Raw genomic sequence first — 15,860 nt, forward strand, 5'->3', positions numbered from 1 at the left:
AAACGATGGCGGCAACGGACAACATGGCGGCGATCGCAGCGAAGGCAGCGGCCAGGCAAAGGATCGCCAGCCTTGCCTTCTGGTCGATTGTCATCGCCTGCGTGGTGCTCGCGCTCAAGCTTGCCGCATGGTACGTCACCGGCTCCGTTGCGCTCTATTCGGATGCGCTGGAGTCGATCGTCAACGTCATAGCCTCGGCCGCCGCCTATTGGGCGGTCCTGGTCAGCTACAAGCCGGCCGACCAGGACCATCCGTTCGGCCACCACAAGGCCGAGTATTTTTCGGCGGTGCTGGAAGGCGTGCTGATCGTGCTCGCCGCGCTTTTGATCCTCAACGAGGTCTGGCGCTCCTGGCAGACGCCGACCCCGCTCGAACAACCCTGGGAGGGCCTGGCGATCAACGGTGTCGCCACCGTCATCAACGCCTTCTGGGCCTGGACGCTGATCCGCGCCGGGCGCAGCGCAAAATCACCGGCGCTGGTCGCCGACGGCCGGCACATCATGACCGACGTCGTGACCTCGGTCGGCGTCTTCGGCGGCCTCGTCGGCGCTATCCTGACCGGTTGGCAGATCCTCGATCCGGCGCTTGCCGTCATCGTCGCGCTCAACATCCTGTGGCAGGGCTGGCACGTCATCGGCTCGTCGATGAACGGGCTGATGGACCGCGCAGTGGACACGTCCGAACACATGCACATTCGCGACATCATCTCGGCCAATTGCAAGGGCGCGCTGGAGGTTCATGACCTCAAGACCCGCATCGCCGGCCGCGCCACCTTCATCGAGTTCCACCTGGTCGTCGACGCCGACATGACGGTCGGCGCCAGCCACGTCATTTGCGACCGCATCGAGGACGCGCTGAAGGCCGAAATCCCCTCGGTGCGCGTCACCATCCATGTCGAGCCCGACGACGAGGCGAAGCTGCCGAAAGGCACGACGGCGGTGCCGTTCGCGTGAGGAAAAACTCAGGGCATCATCCTCGGGCGAGGATCTGCCGACCTCGCCGGATCGATTGCGCCATTACCGCCATGTGGGGTAGCCCGCCAATGGCTACATCCAGGCGTTGATTGCCTCCAAATCGGGCAGCGCCTGCTGCTCAAGCGCGCGCCAGCTCGGCCTCGGCAAAAGCGTAGTCAGGCGAACCGTCTAAGTTCGTCAAATCCAAACTCGGCAAGCGAAGTCCGATCCAAGGTAGCACCCGCTTGCGATCGGCTCATCATGTGTCGGTCGAGATGTCATCCCATTCCTGCCCCATATACCCAATCAGCCAATTGAGCGCGTAATGACGTTCGACAACCACGTCTCGTTCCAATCCTGCCGGCGCGGCTTTCCCATTCACCCGCGCATCCATCACAGCCCAATTGTACCGATAGATCAGATCGGCAGCATCGAGAAGCTCGCTTTGCGGGCGCAAATTGGCCCGCTTGAGCAGCCCTTCCGTGTCGAGGTCACGCAACACCGAAACCATACGCGACACATCGCAAGGCTTGTCTGGACGCCCAAGGTTTTTGAAGACTTGCAACGCCCACAACATTACGAAAGCCCCTTCATAGCGCCAGCTAAAATTTGCGCGATCTTGCTCGGTTGCAACGGCGTTACCGACAAACGCTTGCTCTTTGGGCGTAAAAAACCCTTCGGCTCCAAACTGGCTGATCAAGTTGCTTAAAAGATTTCGATCATTGGCTCCGCTGTGACGGCCACGATCACCAGTGCGATGGCGCGTTTAACCACCTCGTCCTTCGTTCGTCGCCGACTTTCGGCTTCGGTTTCGATCGTCGGCAAATGGTCGATGAACGGCACGCCCTCCTTCTTCAACTGTGCTGTTGAGGCCGCCTTGCGAGCCTCAGCCTCGCCTTCAGCGTTGGCGGAACCGATGAAAGCCAAGGAAGTCAGAAAACCAAGAAAGCTGCGACGCATCGTATTCATTTCCAAATGGCTGCTAAAGTGACTAAGGCGCACACGCCGACTGCGGCATGGCCTCCAACCGGTAAACCTTGTCATCGGACTTCGTCTTGCCATCCGCGGTCTTCGAGCACAGATCGACAATCGCCAGGCTGCTATTGGGGTTGGCCAGCATCAGGGTGCCGTTGGCGCCGCGCTTGAGGAAGATTTCCTTTTGCGCGATATCGCAGGAAAAATTGCTCATCTTCGAACTGGCCGCGCAGCGCCATTGATCCGCTTCGCCCTGGCAGGAATAGGTCTGCGTGACCTTCGTCCCGTTCTTCCTGGTGGTCACCGAAACCGCGATGTCTGCGCCGTCGGGCCAATTTGTGACATCGCCGCCTGAGGCGAAGGAGGCAAGCTCGACCGGTCCGCGGAAGACCCGGATCGACTGCGTCAGCTGGTCGGGATGAGAGCTCAGGTGCGCGGCATCGTAATTGCGTCCGAAGCAGAAAGGCTGGTCCGGCTTCAGCCGCTCGCGCAACGGCGCACCCAGCGCCGGATCGATCGGATCGATCTTGGCGAATTCGGCCTTGCAGGTTGCCGCCGGCATCGGGTCGAGGCGGAAATTGTCGTCCTCTGAGCCCAGCGCCTGCCGATCATATTCAGCCTCGCCCAGTTCGTCTTCCGATCCGGCGTCGAGATAGAGATCGGACGAAACATCGGTGAGGATCAGGCGGCCTTTGTCATCGAGTTTCAGCGAAGCCATGGTGCGGTCGCAGTCCATGCCGCAGCGGATCGGGCCCGACTTGCCGTCCTCCGACTCGTGATTGCACCAGCCGCCGGCCCATTGCGGCGTCTTGGCGCCACGCACCGTGGTGGTGAGAAAGCCATTGTAGGAGGTGTCCGCATTCGCCGTCGGCTCCTCGTTCGGATGGCTCACCGGATCATGGCCATAGAGGAAGAAAATCCGCGCCACCTTCTGCTTCGGATGCGCCTTGAGATGGGCTGCGTCATAGACACGGCCGAAACAGGCATCGGCGCCACTCGCACTGAGTTGGGGCAATTTAAGCGCATCGTCGGCCACGGCCGAACCCGCAAGTGCGCCGAGCAGCATGGCGCCAAATCCGGCGACGGCGAAATTCTTCCACTTCCTGAATGCCACTGGACCCCCTCCTCGCATCGACAGGACGTAACGTCAATTTATGCTAGTATCATGGCCGCAGCCACGCAATTTTCTATGAGCACCAGCCGAGGAGGATGCCATGCGCCGACGCGACATTTTCCGTGCCAGCCTTGCCGGCGCCGCCGGCCTGTTCGGCCTGGGCCGGGCGGCCGCCGCCGAGGACAGACCGAAGGTGGCCTATCATCTCAGCGACCTCGACAAGGTCAATTTTGTGCTCGGCAACATCAAGAACCACTATGAAGGCACCGGCGGCAATTTCGACATCGTGCTGGTCGTGCATGGTCCCGCCCTTGCCGGTTTCAAGTCGAAAGGCATATCGGCGGCGATTTCGGGACGCTTTGCCGGCCTCGTCCAGCAGGGTCTTGAGCCGCATGCTTGCGGCAACACAATGCAAAGCATGGAGATCACCCTTGCCGACCTGCTCGATGGTTTTCACGCCGCCGACAAGGGCGGCGTCGTCAAACTCGCCGAGTTGCAGCGCCAGGGCTACGCTTATCTCAGGCCATAAGCCGCCACGGACTTGAACGTGAAGGCGGTGTAAGCTTACGAAGGCAGAGCAGACATCCCGAAGGAAAAGTGCCCATGACCGCGACCGCTCTTGTCATCCCAGATCTTGCCGGCAAGGCGGTGCTGGTCACCGGCGCTTCGACCGGCATCGGTGCCGCCCTTGCACTGGCCTACGCCGCCCAGAAATGCCGGGTCGCCCTGCACTACAATTCGAGCCGGGAGGCCGCAGAAACGCTGGCCAAAAACATCCGCGACAGCGGCGGTGAGGTGTTCCTGACACAGGGCGACTTCTCACAGGCAGCCGATGTCGAGCGGGTAGTCGAGGAGAGCGCCGAAACATTCGGGCGGCTCGACGGGCTGATCAACAATGCCGGCGGCATGCTCGGCCGCGTACCTTATGCGGAGCAGACCGAGGCGCACTACGACGCGGTGATGGACCTCAACGCCCGCTCGGTGCTGACGGCCTCGCGCAAGGCGATGCCATGGCTGAAGAAGCAGGGCGGCTTCATCGTCAACACCTCGTCGATCGCGGCGCGCAATGGCGCTGGCGGCGGCGCCGGGCTGTACGGTTCGGCCAAGGCCTTTGTCTCCAATGTGACGCGCGGCATGGCCAAGGAACTGATCGGCTTCGGCATCCGCGTCAACGCGGTGGCGCCGGGCACCATCGCGACACCCTTCCATGAGCGCTATTCCACCGACGAGCAGATGAAGGGCATGGTCGCCACCATTCCTCAAGGGCGTGCCGGCACGGCCGAAGACTGCGTCGGCGCCTATCTCTTCCTGTCCTCCGATCTCCTGAGTGGTTACATCACCGGCCAGGTGATCGAGGTGAACGGTGGCCAGTTGATGCCGTGAGCCGGCAATTGCATACTGCGTCTCGCAACCATGCATGTCGTGCGCACGTTTGCTGAGGTTGGAAGAAGGGGAGAGGCAATGTACGGATTGATCGGAAAAATGCGGGCGTCGCGCGGCCAGCGCGACGCGATCATGGATGTGCTGCTCGCCTCGACCGGCGCCATGCCGGGTTGCCTGAGTTATGTCATCGCCCGCGACCCGGCCGATGCCGACGCGATCTGGGTGACCGAAGTGTGGACCGACGCCGCAAGCCACAAGGCTTCGCTGCAGCTGCCGGAGGTCCAGGCAGCGATCGCCAAGGCCCGGCCGATCATCGCCGGCTTCGAATTCCAGGTCGAGACCCATCCGGCCGGCGGTTTCGGCCTGCCCGCCATCAAGAACGAGTGACATCCCAACGCGGGGTCGGGGTCGTGAATTTCGTCCGAGACAGCGTTCGCATTTTTCTCTTCCAGGTCTAAGACCCAAACATGGACTCTTCGCCAGACCAACCGGCCGTCGAACGCATGGCGCGCATGCGTCCGGTTCGGCAGTGGGTGGTGCTGCTGATCGTCTCGCTGCTGTTCGCCGGCGCGCTGGAATACGCCGCACTGCCGGCGGCGCTGCTGATCGGCCCGATGCTGGCGGCGATCCTTGCCGGCACCAATGGCGCCACGGTGCGCGTGCCGCGGCCGCTGTTCGCCGCCGCCCAGGCCTTGGTCGGCTGTCTGGTCGCGGCGTCGATCTCCACCGACATTTTTTCGGTGTTCTACAAGGAATGGCCGCTGGTCCTTGTCGTGGTGCTGGCGACCCTTGCGGCGTCCAGCCTGCTTGGCTGGTTGATCAGCCGCTGGCGCATCCTGCCCGGCACCACCGCGGTCTGGGGCTCGTCGCCGGGTGCTGCCACTGCCATGGTGCTGATGGCCGGTGCCTTCGGCGCCGATCAGCGCCTCGTCGCCTTCATGCAGTATCTGCGCGTCATCTTCGTCTCGATGACGGCAGCACTCGTCGCCAAGATGTGGGTCGACACTTCGGGCATCGAGGTACCAGCCATCGTCTGGTTCCCGCCGATCGAACCGGCAGCCTTTGCCGCCACGCTCGGCGTGGCGCTGGTCGGCGGCCTGCTCGGCCGGTTGTGCCGGCTGCCGTCACCCTTCTTCCTCGGCACCTTCATCATCGGCACCATCGTCCATCTCGGCTTCGGCGTGGCGATGCAATTGCCGCCATGGCTGCTGGCGCTCTCCTATGCGATGGTCGGCTGGTCGATAGGGCTGAATTTTACCCGGGCGATCCTGCGTCATGCGACACGGGCGCTGCCGCAGATCGTCGGCTCTATCGTCGTGCTGATCGCCTTTTGCGGCGGGCTAGCCTGGCTGATCAGCCACGTCCTTGGTATCGATCCGCTGACCGCCTATCTCGCGACCAGCCCCGGCGGCATGGACAGCGTCGCCATCATTGCCGCCGCCGCCCAGAACGTCGACATATCCTTCGTCATGGCCTTGCAGTCGGCCCGCTTCCTGGTCGTGCTCATCGCCGGGCCGAGCATAGCGCGGCTGATGGCGAGAGCCGTCAGGGACTGAGATTCAAATATCCAGGGAAGAGGAAAAGTGCCCATGAAACGTCGTGTGAATGCCGTCGATCTCTCAGGCCGGGTCGCCGTGGTGACCGGCGGCGCGCAAGGCATCGGCCTTGCTGTCGCCCGGCGACTGCTGTCATCGGGCGCCAGCGTCGCCATCTGGGATGTGGACGAGACCGCCATGGCGAAGGCCGTTTCCGAACTCGCCCCGCTCGGCCGGGTCGAGGGTTTGCTGTGCGATCAATCGCTGATGGAGGCCGTCGACAGCGCCGCGACCGAAACCGAGCGCTCGCTTGGTCCGGTCGATCTGCTGGTAAACAATGCCGGCATCGCCGGACCGGCAGCGACGGTGGCGGATTATGATCCTGCCGCCTGGCGCCAGATAATCGACATCGACCTCAACGGCGTCTTCTACTGCTGCAAGCGCCTGGTGCCCGGCATGATCGCGCGCAGCTACGGCCGCATCGTCAACATCGCCTCGGTCGCAGGCAAGGAAGGCAATCCGAATGCCGCCGCCTATTCCGCCGCCAAGGCCGGCGTGCTCGCGCTGACAAAATCGCTCGGTAAGGAACTGGCCGGCCACGACATCGCCGTCAACGCGCTGACCCCATCGCCCGCCCGCACCCGCATCCTCGAACAGCTCACTGAGGCCCAGGTCGCCTACATGCTGGGCAAGGTGCCGCGAGGCCGGTTCGTCGAAGTCGAAGAGGCGGCTGCGATGATCGCCTTCATGCTATCGGACGAAAATTCCTTCACCACCGGCGCGACCTTCGACCTGTCCGGCGGCCGCGCCACCTACTGAGAAGCAGAGCTATTCCTCGCTGTCTTCGTTATCGCCGTCGGCCGCGAAGGACTAATTCAAGAGCCGCTCAGCGTCGCGGCAAGCCGGTCGGGAAGGAAATCGACGAAGGCGCGAACCTTCGGCGACAAATGACGATTGGACGGCCACAACAACCGGAACTGGCCGCGGCCGTCGACATGGTCGTCCAGCACCGTGCGTAGCTGGCCGTCACGCAGCGCCTCGCGGACCAGGAAATCGGGCATCGAGCTGATGCCGAGCCCGGCCATCGTGGCGCCCTTCAGCGCCTCCGTGTTGTTGCAGGTCAGCATCGAGCGGACCTGCGGCTCGGCGCTGCCGCCGATGAACGGCCAGCCTTGCAGCTTGCCGCTGTTGGGAAAGCGGAAGCGGATGCCGTAATGGTTCACGAGATCGTCCGGGCGGCTCGGGTTGCCGTGCTGCTCGATATAGGAGGGTGCCGCACACAACAGCAGCCGGAAGGGTGCAAGCGGCCGCGCCACCAGGCGCGAATCCGGCAGGTCGCCGCTGCGGATCGCGATGTCGACGCCTTCGTCGATGAGGTCGACGATGCGGTCGTTAAAGTCGATGTCGAGTTCGATTTCGGGATAGCGCGCCATGAACTCCGACAGCACCGGGAACAGCAAATGATAGGTCACGATCGGCGTCGAAACGCGCAGCCGCCCATGCGGTGTTTCGCGGCTCCGCGACAGCATCGCCTCGGCATCGTCGATGTCGTCGAGGATGCGCCGCACCCGCTCGTTGAACAGCTTGCCCTCTTCGGTCAGGCCGATGCGGCGCGTGCTGCGCTGAAGCAACCTTAAGCCGAGATCCTGCTCGAGCCTGGCGACGCTCTTGCCGACGGCCGATGCCGAGATTCCGAGCGTGCGGCCCGCAGCGATGAAGCTGCCGAACTCAGCCGTGCGGGCAAAGGCCAGGAGCCCATTGAGGCGTTCCATCGCATCTCTCCATTCGAGCGTTTCAGTCCGGTATATCTGGAGATTTAACACTATTTTTCTCGAAGTGTCGCGAGCCTATCTTCCCGTTACGACCGGCGCAGCAAGCTTGCGGCAGGCCGGCGGATCCTGGTTCAGATAGGAAATCCATGACCTCGAAGACCACAAACGGCGCGGTCGCGCCATGGCTTGTCCTGTTGTCGGTATGCCTTGCCGCCATGACAATGCCCTTGACCTTCACCGGCCCGGCCGTCGCGCTTTCCCGCATTGCGGCCGACCTCGGCGGCAGCCCGATCGCGCTCAACTGGGTGACCAACGCCTTCATGCTGACCTTCGCCGCCACCTTGATGGCATCAGGCGCGCTGGCCGACAATCATGGCCGCAAGCGGCTCTTCCTTGTTGGCCTCGCCACCTATGTGCTGGCATCGCTGGGATCGATGTTTGCCCCTGATATCGTCTGGTTCGATGTGCTCAGGGCTGCGCAAGGGCTCGGCAGTGCCGCCGCCTTTGCCGGCGGCGCCTCCGCTCTTGCCCAGGAATTCGATGGGCCATTGCGGCTGCGCGCCTTCTCCTTCCTCGGCACCAGTTTCGGCATCGGCCTCGCTTTTGGGCCGATCGCGTCGGGCCTGCTCATAGATGCTTTCGGCTGGCGATCGATCTTCGTCTTGGTGGCAGTGCTCGCGATTGCAGCCGCTTTGCTCGGCCTGCGCACCATCAGGGAATCGCGCGATCCGGATGCGACCGGCCTCGACTGGGCGGGAGCCGGCACCTTTACGATCGCGCTGGCATCGCTGACCTACGGCGTGCTGCAAGCGCCGCAGAGCGGCTGGACCGATCCCCTGGTGATCGGGCTTCTCGTGGCGGCCGCCCTTTGCTTTGCCGCTTTCGTCGTCGTCGAGCGGCGCGTGCGCCGGCCGATGCTCGATCTCTCGCTGTTCCGCTTTCCCCGCTTCGTCGGCGTCCAGTTCCTGGCGGCCGCTCCCGCCTATGGCTTCGTCGTCCTGCTGGTGCTGTTGCCTATCCGCTTCATCGGCATCGAGGGGATGAGCGAGATCAAGGCGGGGCAGTTGATGATCTGCCTGTCGGGACCGCTGTTGATCCTGCCACTGCTCGCCGGCCAGGTAGCGCGCTGGATCGCTCCGGCAACGATCTGCGGTGTCGGCCTGCTTGTGGCCGCCGGCGGCCTTGTCTGGCTGAGCCTGACACCGCCTGTCGTCGCAGCGCTGGTGGCGCCGCTGATCCTCATCGGCGTCGGCATCGCCTTGCCCTGGGGGCTGATGGACGGACTTGCCGTCGGCGTCGTGCCGAAAGAGCGTGCCGGCATGGCGGTCGGCATCTTCAACACCACCCGCGTCGCTTGCGAAGGCGTGGCGCTGGCGATCGTCATGGCAGTCCTGTCGGGTTTCACGGCAGCCCAACTGGCGGCTCAGGGAACGGCGTCTTCCCTGGATGCAACCGCCGCCGCGCAGCTGCTGGTGACCGGCAACATCGGCGAAGCGGCAGCCCGCTTGCCGGGTGCCGGAGCCACGGTCCTGGTCCAGGCCTATGAGATCGCGTTCGACAGGCTGCTGATCGTGCTGGCGGCAATCACCATCGTCACCGCCCTTGTCGTCTTTCTCGGCTTGCGCCGTGGATCGGCGGTGGAACACGAGACCATTGCTCTGCCGGTTTGCCAGGAAGGGTAGCTGAGCCGCGTCAGGAGATGACGAGGCTCGCTATGCGGTGGCCGTCCAGCACGAAGGTCATGTCACCCTCGCCGTTGAAGCCATTGCCTTTCACGGCAATGCGGACGCGGTAGCTGCCCTCGACCTCGGCGATGCGGACAATGCGAAGATTGGACTTCACGCCGATATTGTCCGACTGGTTCCAGCGCGCGATCTGCTGGCGGCCTTGGAAGGACCGCCCCCAGTCGGTCAGGGACGCATCGGCTGTGAACGTGTGGAGAACGGCTTCGCTATCACCCGCATTGGTGGCCTCGATAAAGCGGCGGATAGGTTCGGGTGTGGTCATCAATCGAGCCGGTGCATCAGATCATCATCCAGCCAGCGGCCGAAGAAATAGACCAGCTGCTTGTGCCACCATGGCCAGTCATGACTGACATCGCCGCCCCAATAGTCGACCCAGGCGGGAATGGATTTGTCGCGCAGGATCTGTTCCAGCCTGCGGGTCTCGACCAGCATCCGCTCTTCCCAGGCGCCCTGCCCGCAGCAGAAGATCATCCTCAGCGACTTCAGCCGGGCAAGCAGTTTTGGGTCTACGATGCCGGGCAGATAGTCGAGCGGCGAATTGTAGAAAATGTCGCCTTCCAGCACCTTGCCGAAGAAGTCGCCCGCCGAATAGACGCCCGACAGCGCGATGACGCCGCTGGCGAGTTCGGGAAAGCGAAAGACGAAGTTCGAGGAATGATAACCGCCCATCGAACAGCCGGTGAACAGCGGCTTTAATTTGCGCCCGCCATTGGCTTGCTCGGCGGTCGCCAGAAACTCCGGCAGCGCCTCCTCGCGCACATATCGGAAATAAGCCTCGTGGCGACCGATACGGTGGGCGGCGCCGGCATGCTTGTTGAAGAACGATTCCGAATCGACGCCGTCGACCGCGAACAGCTGGATGCGGCCGGTATCGATGAATTCGGCCAGCGCTCCAACCCCTCCGGAATCCTCGAATTGGTAGAACCGCCCCTGCGACGTCGGGAACACCACCACCGGCCGGCCGGCATGGCCGTAGCGCTTGTATTCCATGTCGCGGCCGAGATTGCCGGAGAAATGCTTGTGATAGGAGATGTCCATCGCGTTCAAGCCTTTTCCGCGTGGATGTAGGCGACGGCCGCGCGCAGTGCTGCTTCGTCTTTCGAGCGCATCTGGTAGGCGTAATTTCCCATGGCGCGGCTGAAAACCTCTTCAATTGGCTGATGATGGACGATCTTGTCGCGATGCGCGGCTATCACGTCCTCATGGCTGTGCAAATAGTGGAGGTGCTGCTTGCGGCTGGCATAAGCGGTGAAATACTTGCCCTCATAAGGACCACCGGCGGCATCCTTCACCACCATGTCCGCCCAGGCCGCGTAGACGTCGATGTCGAACGTGTAGTTGATCGCATCGGTCATCCAGGCGCCGGGCGGCCGCATGTTGACCTCAAGCGCGATGACGCGGTCGTCCTTGGTTTCGAACAGCTCGATGTGGAAGAAGCGCTCGCGCACGTCGAACGCCTTGAGGATTTTGCGGCCGGCCTCTTCGATCGCCGGTCGGACCTTGGGAAAGCAGGTGTAGCTCATGTGGCGATCCTTGTTGACCACTTCCATGATGCTCTGGTCGTAGCGGTGGCTGGCCGCCAGCACCACCTCGCCGTCACGGTTGACCAGCCCATCGAAGGTCACCACCAGCCCCTCGATGAATTGCTCCATGACGAAGGTCACGTCCTCGGGCTTGTCTCTGAAGAACTGGTCAAGCTCCCTGGCGTTGGAAATCTTGAAGGTGTTCGAGGCGCCGGACCCGGAATCGGGCTTCACCACCACGGGATAGCCGACGCGGCGGATGAAGGTCATGGCGCCGGCCCGGTCGGAGCATTTGCGCTGGGCGATGGTGTCGACGCCGCTCTTGCGGAAGAATGCACGCATGCGGCTCTTGCGCTTCAAATTCTTCACGAAATCGAGCTTGGTGCCGTAGATGTTGAAGTCGGTGCGGATGTTGGCTTCCAGCTCCAGCCAATGCTCGTTGAGTGACTCGAAGCGCTCGATCCGGCCCCATTTGTGGATGAAATGACCCATGGCCCGGAACACCGGATCGTAGTCCTCCATGTCGGCGATGCGGTAATATTCCGACAGGGCCACCTTCAGCTTCCCGTCCAGCGCCTCATAAGGCGCATCGCCAATGCCCAGCACCGTAGCGCCGGCCTTTTTCAGCCGGTCGCAGAAATCGGCGCCGTTGGCGGGAAAATGCGGCGAGAAGAAAACAAAATTCACGGATGATCCCTCCGACGGCGAAGCATTGCGGCCTCGGCCACACGCAAGTCTGGCGCATTTGCCGCGCATGGGGAAGAGTGCTCGCGAGTGGTGGAATGGCAGCCCACTTGCCTGTCCATGGCGGCTCCTGTATGAACCCCGCCATGAACACGCGCGTCTCCTCCGTCGCTTCCCGTCCGACCGGCTTTGCCGGCGAGACCGTGCGCGCGCTGGCATCGACCCTGCTTCTTCTCGGCCTTATCGGCGATCGCCGGGTTCGCTGAAGGAGCGCCCGGCGGTCGAACCGCCGCTTACGCGCACGCTCCTTGGCCAGTTCAGAAATTGGCAATTCACATCAAGCGAACGAAAATCTGATAAGGCGCTGCTCGCCCTGGAATCCGTCCGAAGACCGATCCGCGAGCCGCCGGGAGAACAAGACGATGAACGCACGAGAAGACATCCGCGCCGGCGAAGCCGAAAGCGTAAAACGCGCGGCCGGCCACATGCCGGGCGCGGCCCGAAAATACCAGCCCTACCCGACGGTCGGTCTCACCGACCGCACCTGGCCCAACAAGGTCATCGACAAGGCACCGATCTGGTGTTCGGTCGATTTGCGCGACGGCAACCAGGCGCTGATCGATCCGATGGGTCATGAGCGCAAGGCGCGCATGTTCGCCCTGTTGCTCGACATGGGCTTCAAGGAGATCGAGATCGGTTTCCCCTCGGCCTCGCAGACCGATTTCGATTTCGCCCGCTGGTGCATCGAGGAAGGCAATGTGCCGGCTGATGTTTCGCTACAGGTGCTGGTGCAGTGCCGTCCCGAACTCATCACCCGCACCTTCGAATCTCTGAAGGGCGCCACCAACCCGATCGTGCATTTCTACAATTCGACCAGCGAGTTGCAGCGTCGCGTCGTCTTCGAGAAGGATGTCGGCGGTATCAAGCGCATCGCCACCGACGCGGCCAAGATGATCACCGACATGGCGGCCAAGGCCGGCGGCGGTTATCGCTTCGAATATTCGCCGGAGAGCTTTACCGGCACCGAACTCGACGTGGCGCTGGAGATCTGCAACGCCGTCACCGAGATCGTCAGGCCGACGCCCGACAACAAGCTGATCATCAACCTGCCCTCGACGGTCGAGATGTCGACGCCCAACATCTACGCCGACCGTATCGAGTGGATGTGCCGTAACCTCGACAACCGTGAAAACTTGTTGATCTCGCTGCATCCCCACAATGACCGCGGCACCGGCATCGCCACCACCGAGCTCGGCCTGATGGCGGGTGCGGACCGCGTCGAAGGCACGCTGTTCGGCAATGGCGAGCGCACCGGCAATGTCGACATCGTGACGCTGGCGCTCAACATGTACACGCAAGGCGTCGATCCCCACCTGGATTGCTCGGACATCAACCGGATGAAGGACGTCTACGAATATTCCAACCAGCTGAAGATATCCGAACGCCATCCTTATGTCGGTGAACTGGTCTACACCGCCTTTTCCGGCTCGCACCAGGACGCCATCAACAAGGGCATGAAGGCCTTGAAGAAGGCCAACACGCCGGTCTGGGAAGTGCCCTATCTGCCGATCGATCCGGCCGATGTCGGGCGCAGCTACGAGGCGATCATCCGCATCAACTCACAGTCAGGCAAAGGCGGCATCGCCTATGTACTGCAGGCCGATTACGGCCTCAATCTGCCGCGCAACCTGCAGATCGAGTTCAGCCAGGAGATCCAGGCGATCACCGACGCCGAAGGCAAGGAAGTGCCGGCAAAACGCATCCATGACCGCTTTATCGAAACCTATGTCGACCAGCCCGGCGCACGACTGAAGTTCCTCGACCATCACACCTATCCCGATACCGAGAAAAAGGGCCGGCGCGTGGTCGAGGCGGTGATCCTCGACAACGGCAAGGAGACGACCATCGCCGGCTCCGGCACCGGCCCGATCGACGGCTTCGTCGATGCGCTGTCGCGTCATGTTGGCGTCGACATGTCGGTGCTTGATTATTCCGAACATTCGCTCCAGCGCGGCTCGAACGCCTCGGCGATTTCCTATGTCGAGATGGAATATCCCGGCGGCAAGCTGTTCGGCGCCGGCATCAACACCAACATCGTCGCCGCCTCGCTGGAAGCCGTTGTTTCGGCCGCCAACCGGATAATCGGCCGCAAGGCCGGCTGATATTTTCCCGGGCGCCGAATGTCCGCGGCGCCCGGAAATCCCCCATTTGCCGAGGGAAATTCCGGTCTTTTGTGTCAACCACCGGCAACTATCCGGTGTGTTACGCGATCGCATAACATAAGCATGCTTGTATGGAAGTGCAGGCTCTATATGATTGCGCCTCAACCTGTGCCGACTTCGAGAGGATCGACACTTGCAGCATGCCACGCCTGCCGCCCCCGCAGTGCGCGAGACACTGGAGCGACTGCTCGCCAGCGAAACGTTCGGACGTTCCGAGCGCGCGCGCAAGTTGCTGCGCTATCTTGTTGAGCGCGAGCAGGCCGGCGAAGCCGACAGGCTCAAGGGTTTCTCCATCGCCATGGACGTCTTCGGCAAGGACGGCGATTTCGATTCGTCGACCGACGCCGTTGTCCGGGTGCAGGCAGGCCGGCTGCGCGAACTTCTCCAGCATTATTTCGCCAATGAAGGCATAGCCGAACCGGTTCGCATTGCCATTCCGCGCGGCGGCTACGTGCCGTCCTATGAGCTCAACGCCATACGCCTGCCGGTTGGGCAGGAGCCGCTTGCGGCGGCGGTAGCCGCCTTGCCCGGATCGCCCGACCAGGCGGCTCTTGACGCCGTTCCCGCTGCCGCGACAGCTTCGGGGGTTACAGAACCTGGGCCTTCGCTGGCGCGCCATCTCCAGTTCTTCTGGGTCGCCATGACGCTGGTCATTCTCATGCTGGGCGTGCTCATCCTGCGCCAGGGCAGCGGCGCATTGCTTGCCAGCAGCGATCCTACCGCGGTGGTCGAGACCGCAGGCGTAACGAGCAGCATCGCATCGCCGTCGATGGAGGCCCTGCCCCTCGTCTACATCGCGGTGAAGGCCACCGGCCCCGAGGCCGGCCGCGTCGCCGCTTCGCTGCGCGCCGGCCTTGCCGGTTTCGACACGATCGACTTCATCGGCCGCGACGCCGACAGCAAGCGCGATCCGAGCACCGACCCGACCAGCTTCGTTTTCGATGTCCTGCCGGGACCAATGGCAGGTGACGTGACGCTCGAACTGCAGAGCGTGGCGACCGGCCGCGTGCTTTTGTCCCGCAGTCTGACGGCCGCCGACAGCGCACCTGGCACCGTCGAGGATCGTATCGCCGCCATCCTCAGCTCGACCATTCCCGCCTCCGGCCCGCTCTACAGCTACATCGAACAGAACGGCATTCAGACCGGGCTGACGAGCTGCCTGATCCTCAACGACAGATACTATCTCGACCAGAGCACCAGGACGCACGAGGCCGCCTATCGCTGCCTGGACAACCTCGTCGGCCAGGGTGCGAAATCGTCGTTGGTCTATTCGGAACTGGCCTCCCTGACCCTTGAGGCCGCCACCGATCATTACGCCTATCCGCCTGGCGCGACGGTCGAACAGGCAATGTCTTTCGCCCATCGCGCCATCCAGATGGGACCGACCAGCCCCTATGCGCACCGCGCCTATGGCTACCTCAATTCGCGCCTCGGCAACACCGAGGAATCGATCCGCTGGATGCGCAAGGCCTATGAGCTCAACCCCTACGACCTCGGCATGGCTGCCGCTTACGGCTATGGCCTGATCTTTGCCGGCAAATATGCCGAGGGAACACCCATCCTGACCCATGCCGTCGAGACGTTCAGCGGCCATCCGACATGGTGGGATTTTGGGCTTTTCGCCGGGCAATTCATGCTGGGCGACATGAACAAGGCCGCGATAGCCAGCGAGTCGCTGCGCACGACGGCGATGAAATCGCATTATCTGGCGGCGCGGCTGATCGGCGCCAAGGCTGCCGGCCGCGAACAGCTGGCAGCCAAGCTTCTGGATGAGCTGACCACCAAATTCCCGAAATTCGCCGCCGATCCGCGCGCGGCCTTCGCCGAGCGCAAATATCCCGCCGATCTGACCGACCGGCTGGTTGAGGCGCTGCGCGCCGCGGGCCTCGGCAACGCGAGCTAGTCTTTCCGGATCGCGAAAACTTTACTGGCCATCGGTCTGGACTGGGAGCAA

At 62.8% G+C, this 15,860-nt stretch carries 14 protein-coding genes and 1 pseudogene; 9 read left to right on the top strand and 6 right to left on the bottom strand.

What is annotated here, in order from left to right; all coding sequences use genetic code 11:
• Positions 1-23 precede the first annotated feature (23 nt).
• Entirely contained in the window at positions 24-953 is a 930-nt protein-coding gene (locus NKI35_RS06945) for a cation diffusion facilitator family transporter (RefSeq protein ID WP_196815238.1), read from the top strand.
• A gap of 259 nt (positions 954-1,212) precedes the next feature.
• On the opposite strand, the pseudogene NKI35_RS06950 reads toward NKI35_RS06945, so the two are convergent.
• Both NKI35_RS06950 and NKI35_RS06955 read right to left on the bottom strand, forming a co-directional pair.
• Positions 1,213-2,015 (bottom strand): annotated as a pseudogene (locus tag NKI35_RS06950) (DUF4272 domain-containing protein).
• A complete protein-coding gene (locus NKI35_RS06955) occupies positions 1,945-2,994 on the bottom strand; it encodes a hypothetical protein (protein WP_502897129.1) in 1,050 nt (349 codons plus the stop codon). The pseudogene NKI35_RS06950 and the gene NKI35_RS06955 overlap by 71 nt, the downstream one beginning before the upstream one ends.
• Before the next feature lie 148 nt (positions 2,995-3,142).
• Here NKI35_RS06955 and NKI35_RS06960 point away from each other — a divergent pair, with 148 nt between their 5' ends.
• The 5 genes from NKI35_RS06960 to NKI35_RS06980 all read left to right on the top strand — a co-directional run bounded on the left by NKI35_RS06960 (position 3,143) and on the right by NKI35_RS06980 (position 6,779).
• Complete coding sequence (locus NKI35_RS06960; RefSeq protein ID WP_352654030.1) at positions 3,143-3,571, top strand: DsrE family protein; 429 nt, start codon at positions 3,143-3,145, stop codon at positions 3,569-3,571.
• Between the two features lie 74 nt (positions 3,572-3,645).
• Complete coding sequence (locus tag NKI35_RS06965) at positions 3,646-4,425, top strand: SDR family NAD(P)-dependent oxidoreductase (protein WP_352739236.1); 780 nt, start codon at positions 3,646-3,648, stop codon at positions 4,423-4,425.
• A gap of 78 nt (positions 4,426-4,503) precedes the next feature.
• Positions 4,504-4,812 carry a putative quinol monooxygenase gene (locus tag NKI35_RS06970; protein WP_023686181.1) on the top strand — a complete coding sequence of 103 codons (309 nt, stop codon included), beginning with the start codon at positions 4,504-4,506 and terminating at the stop codon, positions 4,810-4,812.
• Between the two features lie 80 nt (positions 4,813-4,892).
• Positions 4,893-5,981: an AbrB family transcriptional regulator gene (locus NKI35_RS06975; protein WP_023751272.1), complete on the top strand. Its 1,089-nt coding sequence runs from the start codon at positions 4,893-4,895 to the stop codon at positions 5,979-5,981.
• Positions 5,982-6,026: 45 nt separating this feature from the next.
• Entirely contained in the window at positions 6,027-6,779 is a 753-nt protein-coding gene (locus NKI35_RS06980; protein WP_023669968.1) for an SDR family NAD(P)-dependent oxidoreductase, read from the top strand.
• 56 nt (positions 6,780-6,835) lie between these two features.
• Here NKI35_RS06980 and NKI35_RS06985 read toward each other — a convergent pair whose 3' ends face one another.
• Positions 6,836-7,732 carry a LysR family transcriptional regulator gene (locus NKI35_RS06985; RefSeq protein ID WP_352739238.1) on the bottom strand — a complete coding sequence of 299 codons (897 nt, stop codon included), beginning with the start codon at positions 7,730-7,732 and terminating at the stop codon, positions 6,836-6,838.
• Between the two features lie 146 nt (positions 7,733-7,878).
• Here NKI35_RS06985 and NKI35_RS06990 point away from each other — a divergent pair, with 146 nt between their 5' ends.
• Positions 7,879-9,414: an MFS transporter gene (locus NKI35_RS06990; RefSeq protein WP_023686183.1), complete on the top strand. Its 1,536-nt coding sequence runs from the start codon at positions 7,879-7,881 to the stop codon at positions 9,412-9,414.
• A gap of 10 nt (positions 9,415-9,424) precedes the next feature.
• On the opposite strand, the gene NKI35_RS06995 is transcribed toward NKI35_RS06990, so the two are convergent.
• Genes NKI35_RS06995 through NKI35_RS07005 form a run of 3 tightly spaced genes read right to left on the bottom strand, consistent with a single transcriptional unit; the run spans position 9,425 to position 11,687 of the window.
• On the bottom strand, positions 9,425-9,739 hold the full coding sequence (locus NKI35_RS06995; RefSeq protein ID WP_031192978.1) for a nuclear transport factor 2 family protein: 315 nt from the start codon (positions 9,737-9,739) through the stop codon (positions 9,425-9,427).
• Positions 9,739-10,515: an esterase family protein gene (locus tag NKI35_RS07000; RefSeq protein ID WP_023705945.1), complete on the bottom strand. Its 777-nt coding sequence runs from the start codon at positions 10,513-10,515 to the stop codon at positions 9,739-9,741. The genes NKI35_RS06995 and NKI35_RS07000 overlap by 1 nt, the downstream gene beginning before the upstream one ends.
• A gap of 5 nt (positions 10,516-10,520) precedes the next feature.
• Positions 10,521-11,687: an ATP-grasp domain-containing protein gene (locus NKI35_RS07005; RefSeq protein ID WP_023821621.1), complete on the bottom strand. Its 1,167-nt coding sequence runs from the start codon at positions 11,685-11,687 to the stop codon at positions 10,521-10,523.
• A 482-nt stretch (positions 11,688-12,169) separates the two neighbouring features.
• On the opposite strand from NKI35_RS07005, the gene leuA reads away from it, so the two are divergent.
• Together leuA and NKI35_RS07015 are read left to right on the top strand one after the other, a co-directional pair.
• Positions 12,170-13,846, top strand: a complete 1,677-nt coding sequence (gene leuA, locus NKI35_RS07010) for a 2-isopropylmalate synthase (protein WP_023744262.1) — start codon at positions 12,170-12,172, stop codon at positions 13,844-13,846.
• A gap of 193 nt (positions 13,847-14,039) precedes the next feature.
• Positions 14,040-15,809: a tetratricopeptide repeat protein gene (locus tag NKI35_RS07015; RefSeq protein WP_023831449.1), complete on the top strand. Its 1,770-nt coding sequence runs from the start codon at positions 14,040-14,042 to the stop codon at positions 15,807-15,809.
• Positions 15,810-15,860 lie beyond the last annotated feature (51 nt).

The organism is Mesorhizobium sp. M0676 (assembly GCF_040320535.1).
In the GTDB taxonomy this organism is placed as follows: Bacteria; Pseudomonadota; Alphaproteobacteria; order Rhizobiales; family Rhizobiaceae; genus Mesorhizobium.